Source organism: uncultured Marinobacter sp. (genome assembly GCF_963974375.1).
Lineage (GTDB): Bacteria > Pseudomonadota > Gammaproteobacteria > Pseudomonadales > Oleiphilaceae > Marinobacter.
Map to the genome: position 1 here is coordinate 20,228 of NZ_CAXBDN010000020.1, position 8,023 is coordinate 28,250.

Sequence of the window (8,023 nt, forward strand, 5' to 3'; positions counted from 1 at the left end):
GTTTCGATTGCTTACTGCTGCTGTTCCGGGAACAGATCGGGCCAGGCGGCCCGGAGATACAGCATCATCGACCAGAGCGTCAGGATGGCCGCCACATAAAGCAGCGCAGTACCGGCGTAGGCCAGCCAAACCCCCGGGGGTCCTGCCAGCAGCATGATGATAGACACCATCTGGGCGGTGGTCTTGATTTTGCCGATGTAGGACACCGCCACGCTGGCACGGCTACCAATCTCCGCCATCCATTCCCGCAAGGCCGAGATGACAATTTCCCGCCCGATAATCACCATGGCCGGAACGGTGAGCACCACGCTGGCATGTTCCTGAATCAGAACTGTCAGGGCCACGGCCACCATCAGCTTGTCGGCAACGGGATCCAGGAAAGCGCCAAAAGGCGTTGACTGGTCCAGCTTGCGGGCCAGATAACCATCCAGCCAATCGGTGGCCGCCGCCAGACCGAAAATGGCAGCGCTGACCAGATAGCGCCACTCCACCGGCATGTAGAAAATACCCACGAAGACCGGAATCATCACGATCCGTGAAAGTGTCAGGAGATTTGGCAGGTTCATCTTGTCCTTACTCGTCGTGTAATGCCGCGTAGATGGCTTCCGCCAGAGACTTGCTGATTCCCTGAACCTTGGTGATTTCGTCAATACCCGCCTTGCGAAGATCCTGTATACCGCCAAAATACCTGATCAGTTCCCGTCGGCGCTTGGGGCCCACGCCTTCAATTCCCTCCAGCGTAGACTGCCGGCGTTTTTTGTCACGCCGGGCACGGTGACCGGTAATGGCAAAGCGGTGGGACTCATCCCTGATATGCTGAATAAGATGCAGTGCCGGTGAATCGGCGGGGACCCGGAAAACCCGGTCCGTCAGTGCATCTATCAACTGTTCCATACCCGCACGGCGGGTGACCCCTTTCGCAACGCCAATCAGTGGTATATCGGTAATGCCAAGAGATTCAAAGACCTCCCGGGCGATATTCAACTGCCCCTTACCACCATCGATGAACACCAGATCCGGACGCTTGCCCTCGCCGTTGACCAGGCGTTTGTAGCGGCGCGTCAACACCTGGCGCATGGCCGCATAATCATCACCGGCGGTAATATCTTCAATGTTATAAAGACGATAATCGCTTTTAAGGGGACCATTCTCGTCGAAAACAACACAGGATGCGACCGTATTCTCCCCGTGACTGTGACTGATATCGAAACACTCCATGCGGGAAGGTGTTTCTGTCAGGCTCAGCAGGTCTTTCAGGGCCAGCAGGCGCCGATAGACCGTCTCCTTGCTGGCCAGGTGGCTCTGCAGGGTCTGGCGGGCATTGTTCTGTGCCAGTTCCAGCCATTTCCGGCGTTCACCGCGAACGTTCTGGCGAATCCGGGTGTCCCGGCCCGCATTTTCGGTGAGCGCCTGCATCAGCAGGTCAGCCTCGTCCGGTGGCTCGGTAACCAGAATGTCTTTCGGAATTTCGCGCCGGGTATCTCCGCCGAAGTAGAACTGGCCCAGAAACGCACTGAGCAGTTCGCCCTCGTTCTGCTCCAGTGAAAAACGCGGGAAATAGTCTTTGGTACCCAGCACCCGCCCGCCCCGGACGATGATCACCACCACACAGACCACGCCGGCTTCCTGGGCCATGGCGACAACGTCTGCGTCACCACCCTCGCCGTCCACGGATTGCTGCTCCTGAACGTGACGCAGATGGTTGATCTGGTCACGATAGGCCGCCGCCTTTTCAAATTCCAGGTCACCAGCCGCCTGTTCCATGCTGGCCATCAAATCCCGAAGGATGGCGGGGTTCTTGCCTTCCAGAAACATGGCGGCGTGACGGATATCCTCCTGGTAATCTTCAGGCGATATAAAGCCCACACAGGGCGCCGTGCAACGATTGATCTGATACTGTAGGCAGGGTCTGTTTCGATTTCTGAAATAGCTTTCATTACATGATCTTATCTTGAATACTTTCTGCAGAATATTAAGACTTTCCTTGACCGCGCCAGAGCTTGGGAAGGGCCCGAACCAGGTGCCCTGCCCCTTGCGGGTGCGGCCCCGCCGGAAGGTCAGCGACGGATAATCTGAGTGAGAGGAAATATAGATATAAGGGTAGGATTTATCGTCCCGCAGCAGGATGTTATAGGGTGGCCGCAAGGACTTGATAAGGTTCTGTTCCAGCAGCAACGCTTCGGTTTCACTGCCGGTGATGGTGACTTCAATATGCTGGATTCGGCTGACCAGGGCTTCGGTTTTCGGCGCCAGCCCGGTCTTGCGGAAGTAGCTGGCAACCCGCTTCCGCAGGTTCCGGGCTTTGCCCACGTATAACACCTGGCCGCCCTGATCAAACATCCGGTACACCCCCGGACGCTCGGTCAGCTGTTTCAGAAACGCTTTGCTGTCGAACTCCGTGACGGCCTGTTGTTCATCAGACTCAAACCTTGTTGGCATCAAGCAACCCGAAACGAACGGCCATCAGCGCCAGTTCTACATCACTGGAAATTTCAAGTTTTTCAAATATCCGGTAGCGATAGCTGTTGACCGTTTTCGGACTGAGGCACAGCTTGTCGGAAATATCCTGAACTTTCTGGCAGTCCACCACCATCATGGCGATCTGCAGCTCGCGTTCCGACAACCGGTCGAACATGGATTCCTGGCCGTCTTCACCCAGATCACCGCCCAGTTGCTTGAGGGCCATTTTCTGGGCGATTTCCGGGCTGATATAGCGCTGCCCGGCGTGGGCCATGCGGATCGCCCGGACCATTTCCCGGATGTCAGCACCTTTGGTGATGTAAGCGGTGGCACCGGCCTGCATGACCCGAGTTGGATAGGGGTCATCGGCACAGGCGGTGACCACGATCACCCGTATGGAGTCGTCCAGCCGCAGAATCTTGCGGGTTGCCTCGAGGCCACCGATGCCCGGCATGCGAATGTCCATCAGGACAATGTCGGGACGCTTATTGCGCACCGCATCGATGGCCTCTTCACCGGAGGCAACCTCGCCAACAACCTCGATATCGGGGTCGTCGGCCAGCATCCGGGAAATCCCGGAACGAACCAGTTCGTGGTCATCTACAACCAGTACGCTGATCAATGTTCACCTCTCCGCCTGGGCTGGTTATTCAGAGAATGTCTGGTGTCACTCCGGACCCAATCACCGATCGGCCGTCGTTTCCTGACATGACAGTGATTGTACCGCCAGACGAAACCGACGAATAGCCTACAAAGTATCAGTCCCTGACGAAATTACCTTCTGTTGCCGGTCCCGGCGCTCCCTTCGCAATGGGAAAACCCGGCAGAGCTGTCCAATAGTCGCCTGACGATCAAGGTTTGCCGCAAGGCGATTCCCGCATTCTGACAGATTACATGGCCGGTTTGACAGGTATTTGCCAGCGACAGAAAGGGCTGCGTTAACCTGGCATTGCGGGACTGCGGCCGGCCGCTAAACTAAAACCTTTCAGGAAAGATGCGGCTGACCGAGTCCCGCCGTGTTTTCCTCCGGATCAAACCACACCACAAGCTCTCCCCGGCGCACCGCCGAAAGCACCCGCGCCTGCTCAGCCAGCGGGTTCTCGGTGTCGTTCAGACCGTGGTAGCGGGTGCAGTATTCCTGCACAAGCCCTTCAACCTGATCTTCCGTCAGCAAGTCAGTATCCACCACAAATTTTTCCTGCCGTGGATCCGGCTGCGGGGTTGTGCCGGTTTCGTCATGCATAGGACACTCCTGACCTGAAAGTTAAGGCCACCATCTTACCCGGTAACGGTCCCTGCTTCCTGCCAGAACCGGAGAACCCCGCAATCCCCGGTAGCGGACACCCCCTCCTCCGTTGTATCGCCGATATTATTTGGAAATCACGGTTGCCAACGCCAACAAAAACCATTAAAGTTTGCGCCCTCAAATGAGCGAGAAAACGGCTGATTTGGAACAGTTTATTGGAGAGGTGGCCGAGTGGCTGACACCAAGGCCGCAAGGCCGACTGAACGTCGGAACGAAGTGACGACGGCCCCGAAGGGGTGAGGTCCGCAGGACCGAATAACGCGCACGCCTGGAAAGTTCGCTTGCAACGCAAGCGCCGCGCGAAAACTCAGGCAGAATTTTAAAGTTATTGGAGAGGTGGCCGAGTGGCTGAAGGCGCACGCCTGGAAAGTGTGTATACGTTAATAGCGTATCGAGGGTTCGAATCCCTCTCTCTCCGCCAACACAAAACCCCAGCAGAAATGCTGGGGTTTTTTATTGGCCGTGAAGACGGAAGAGAACCCTCGCGGGTTCGACCGGAGGTGGCGCAGCCACCCTAGGAACGTCGGAGCAGCGCGACGACGACCCCGAAGGGATGAGGTCCAAAGGACCGAATAATCCCTCTATCTCTCCGCTAATAATTCCAGCCTCACAAGAAGTTACAAAAAAGATGCCTTTTTCACTCATCCGCTCAGATTTGCTCAGACAGCATTGTTAAGAAAGCGCCTATGATCGGTTAATGAAACTGTAACCATAGGCGACATCTTGAAACCGCTCCATTCTCTGGCTTTAGCTACCGCATCCCTGGCCCTGATGTTCTGCACAACAACCTTGGCTCAGTCCCTGCCCAGCGCCGGTTCGCTCAATCAACAAATCGAGCGGGAACTGCCCCAACGCCCGGCCGAATCCGCGCCTGAACTGCGCATCGAGAAGGACGAGGCCACCACAGCGCCGGCCGCGGGCCAGCAGCGAATTCCCGTCAAGAGTCTGCGGATCACTGGCTCGCGAATCTACTCCAGTGCGGAGCTGGTTGCTGTCACCGGGTTCAGCGTTGAAAGCGAGCTCACACTCGGCGAGTTGCGGGGCTTCGCCGCAGCTATCGCCGGGCATTACCGGGAAAATGGTTATCCCCTCGCCCAGGCTTATCTGCCCGCGCAAGACATAGTGGACGGTCAGGTAACCATCGCCGTGCTCGAAGGCGAGTACGGCGAGCTCAGTCTTCGCAACCAGAGCAAGCTGGCCGACGGTGTGGCCAATGATTTGCTGGATGGTCTGAACAGTGGCGATATCATCGCCCTGGACCCGCTGGAGAGTCGCATGTTGCTGCTCTCGGATATTCCCGGTGTTGAGGTGCGATCGACTCTGGTTCCCGGCACCTCGGTCGGCGCTGCCGACCTGATCGTCGATGTACTGCCGGGACAATCATTCAGTGGATCCCTCTCGGCCGATAACCTTGGCAATCGTTACACTGGCGAAAATCGTCTGGGCGCCTCGCTCAACGTTAACAACCCCTCTGGTTCCGGCGATCTGCTGAGCCTGCGGGTGCTGACTTCGGATGCCGGCCTGCACTATGGCCGCGCTGCCTATCAGCTGCCGTTTGGCCGTCTAAACACCGGCGTCGCATACTCCCATATGCAATACGATCTGGGCAAGGAGTTCCGAAGCCTCGATGCAGATGGCACGGCCAGCATCGCCAGCCTCTACGGCAGCTATCCACTGATCCGCTCGCGCCGACAAAACCTGTATGTGCAGCTCAATCTCGAGGATAAAAGCTTTCAGGACCGGGTGGATGCCACCTCGACTGTCGCCGACAAGAAAGCCCGCGTCGCCATGCTCACCCTCAATGGAGATGCCCGTGATCGTTTCGGTGGCGGTGGCTGGAACTCTTACGCGCTCACCTGGAGCAGCGGCGATCTCGATATCCGCAATGCCGAGGCCCGAGCCCAGGACGCGGCCACCGTGCGCAGCGACGGCCGTTACGACAAGCTCACCCTGACCGCCGCACGCCTTCAGCATGTGAGCGAGCGCCTGTCACTGTACGTCGCCTTCAACGGCCAGATTGCCTCAACCAACCTCGATAGCTCTGAGAAGCTTGGTCTTGGCGGCATTTCCGGTGTACGCGCCTACCCCAGCGGCGAAGCCTATGGCGACCAGGGTTATGTGCTGAATCTGGAGGCCCGCACACCACTGCGTAGCCTGTCAGAGAAGGTGCCGGGGCAGCTGCAACTGGTCGGCTTTGTCGATACCGGTCGCGTCGGCCTGAACAAATCGCCATGGGACGCCGGCAACAATTATCGCAGCCTGCACGGCACCGGCCTCGGATTGAACTGGGCACAGCACAATGATTTTGCGGTGACCGCGTCCCTGGCCCGCCGGTTGGGCAACGAGCCGGCGACCTCGGTCCCGGACGACAAGAGCCGTTTCTGGCTCCAGGCCGTTATGTACTTTTAAACGCGAGCTGCGGCCCGCGAGTTAACTAAAAAAACATCGTTTACTAGAAGTAGAGAGCCACGCCATGAACCACATCTACCGCACAATCTGGAATGAGAAGACAGGTACCTGCCTGGTCGTCTCCGAGCTGGCGAAATCCAGCGGTAAGAAAGTCTCAGCCGTTTGTGGCGGAGTTGCAGGTGTGGGACCGACGTTCAAGCCGATAGCAGCCTCGCTGCTAATGGCGTTCGCCATGCCGCTCTGGGCGCTGCCAAACGACGGTGTGGTCACCGCCGGCAGCGCCACCATCAGCAGCGGCCCGGACAACATGACGATCAACCAGTCCAGCCAGAACGTGGCACTGAACTGGCAGAGCTTCAGCATCGGCCAGGGCGAAGCCGTCCGGTTCGTGCAGCCCAACAGTAATTCGGTGGCCCTCAATCGCGTGGTTGGCGCCGACCCTTCGAGTATTCTCGGCAGCCTCTCCGCCAACGGTCAGGTGTTTCTGGTCAACCCCAACGGCGTCATGTTCGGCCAGGGCGCCTCGGTGAACGTCGGCGGCCTGGTGGCCTCGACCCTGAATATCAGCGACGCCGACTTCATGGCCGGTGAATACACCTTCACGGGCGCCAGCGACGCGGCGGTCCTTAATCAGGGCCAGATCAACGCCGACGGTGGCTATGTGGCGTTGCTGGGCACAAATGTGTCCAACCAAGGCGTAATTTCTGCCCGCCTGGGCACGGTGACGCTGGCTGCCGGCGAAGCCATTACTCTGGACATGATCGGTGATGGTTTGGTCACCGTCAGTATCGATCAGGGTGCGGTCGACGCACTGGTTGCCAACGGCGGCATGATCCAGGCCGACGGCGGCCAGGTGCTGATGAGCGCCCAGTCCGCGGGCAATCTGCTTAACACCGTGGTCAATAACACCGGTGTGGTTCAGGCGCAGACCATCGAAAACCGCAACGGCGTTATCCGCCTGCTGGGGGATATGGAAACCGGCACGGTCAATGTAGCGGGTACGCTGGATGCCAGCGCGCCTGATGGCGGCGACGGCGGTTTTGTTGAAACCTCTGCCGCAAACGTTCAAGTTTCTGATAACGCCCGAATCACCACAAAAGCAGCAGATGGGCAAACCGGCACCTGGCTGATCGACCCCAGTGATTACAACATCGCCGCCACCGGCGGCGACATCACCGGCGCCACGCTTTCAGCCAACCTGGCCAACACCGATATCATCATCGAAAGCGTCTCGGGTGCTAGCGGCACAGCGGGCGACGTCAACGTCGACGACACCGTTAGCTGGTCGGCCAACAAGCTCACCCTCAGTGCCCAGAATGACATCAACATCAATACCGAAATGCACGGCTCCGGCACGGCCAGTCTGGCACTGGAATACGGCCAGAGCGCCGTAGCTGCTGGCAACACCAGCACGGTCAACGTCAATGCGCCGGTAAATCTGGCCGCAGGTGAAAACTTCAGCACTCGACAGGGCTCGGACGGAGCGACGGTTAACTACACGGTGATCACCAGCCTGGGCGAGGCGGGCAGCGTCACCGCTACCGATTTGCAGGGTATGAATGGCAACCTCGCCGGCAACTATGTGCTGGGCAGTGACATCGACGCCAGCGCGACCAGCGGCTGGAATGGTCATACCATCAACAACCTGACAATAAACCTGCCCGCAAATGATTATGTTGGTCTGTTCGGGCAAGCGAGCGGCGCCGAGATTCGCAATGTCGGTCTGCTTGGCGGAGATGTTACGGGCCTTAACTATGTCGGCGGTTTGGTGGGACACAACAGCTCCGGCACAATCACCCGAGCCTATGCTACCGGCACGGTCACCGGGGGGCTGGCCGTTGGTGGCCT

The 8,023-nt window shown here is 58.3% G+C and carries 6 protein-coding genes and 1 tRNA gene; 3 read left to right on the forward strand and 4 right to left on the reverse strand.

Annotation, left to right across the window (positions count from 1 at the left end; genetic code table 11):
• Positions 1-11 precede the first annotated feature (11 nt).
• The 4 genes from pgsA to AAC035_RS03170 all read right to left on the reverse strand — a co-directional run bounded on the left by pgsA (position 12) and on the right by AAC035_RS03170 (position 3,703).
• The gene (pgsA, locus tag AAC035_RS03155; RefSeq protein ID WP_339799863.1) at positions 12-566 is read right to left on the reverse strand and encodes a CDP-diacylglycerol--glycerol-3-phosphate 3-phosphatidyltransferase; all 555 of its coding nucleotides are present in this window, start codon (positions 564-566) and stop codon (positions 12-14) included.
• Positions 567-573: 7 nt separating this feature from the next.
• Complete coding sequence (uvrC, locus tag AAC035_RS03160) at positions 574-2,439, reverse strand: excinuclease ABC subunit UvrC (RefSeq protein ID WP_339799865.1); 1,866 nt, start codon at positions 2,437-2,439, stop codon at positions 574-576.
• A complete protein-coding gene (uvrY, locus tag AAC035_RS03165; RefSeq protein ID WP_339799866.1) occupies positions 2,423-3,082 on the reverse strand; it encodes a UvrY/SirA/GacA family response regulator transcription factor in 660 nt (219 codons plus the stop codon). Before uvrY ends, uvrC begins: the two co-directional genes overlap by 17 nt.
• A gap of 363 nt (positions 3,083-3,445) precedes the next feature.
• Positions 3,446-3,703 (reverse strand): hypothetical protein, encoded by a 258-nt coding sequence (locus tag AAC035_RS03170; protein ID WP_339799868.1) that lies wholly within the window; start codon positions 3,701-3,703, stop codon positions 3,446-3,448.
• Between the two features lie 393 nt (positions 3,704-4,096).
• Here AAC035_RS03170 and AAC035_RS03175 point away from each other — a divergent pair.
• From AAC035_RS03175 to AAC035_RS03185, 3 genes are all read left to right on the forward strand, one after another.
• Positions 4,097-4,187 (forward strand) — tRNA-Ser (locus AAC035_RS03175).
• 302 nt (positions 4,188-4,489) lie between these two features.
• Positions 4,490-6,175, forward strand: a complete 1,686-nt coding sequence (locus AAC035_RS03180) for a ShlB/FhaC/HecB family hemolysin secretion/activation protein (RefSeq protein ID WP_339799870.1) — start codon at positions 4,490-4,492, stop codon at positions 6,173-6,175.
• Between the two features lie 64 nt (positions 6,176-6,239).
• Positions 6,240-8,023 (forward strand): filamentous hemagglutinin N-terminal domain-containing protein (locus AAC035_RS03185; RefSeq protein WP_339799871.1); only part of this gene is annotated, 1,784 nt, incomplete at its 3' end.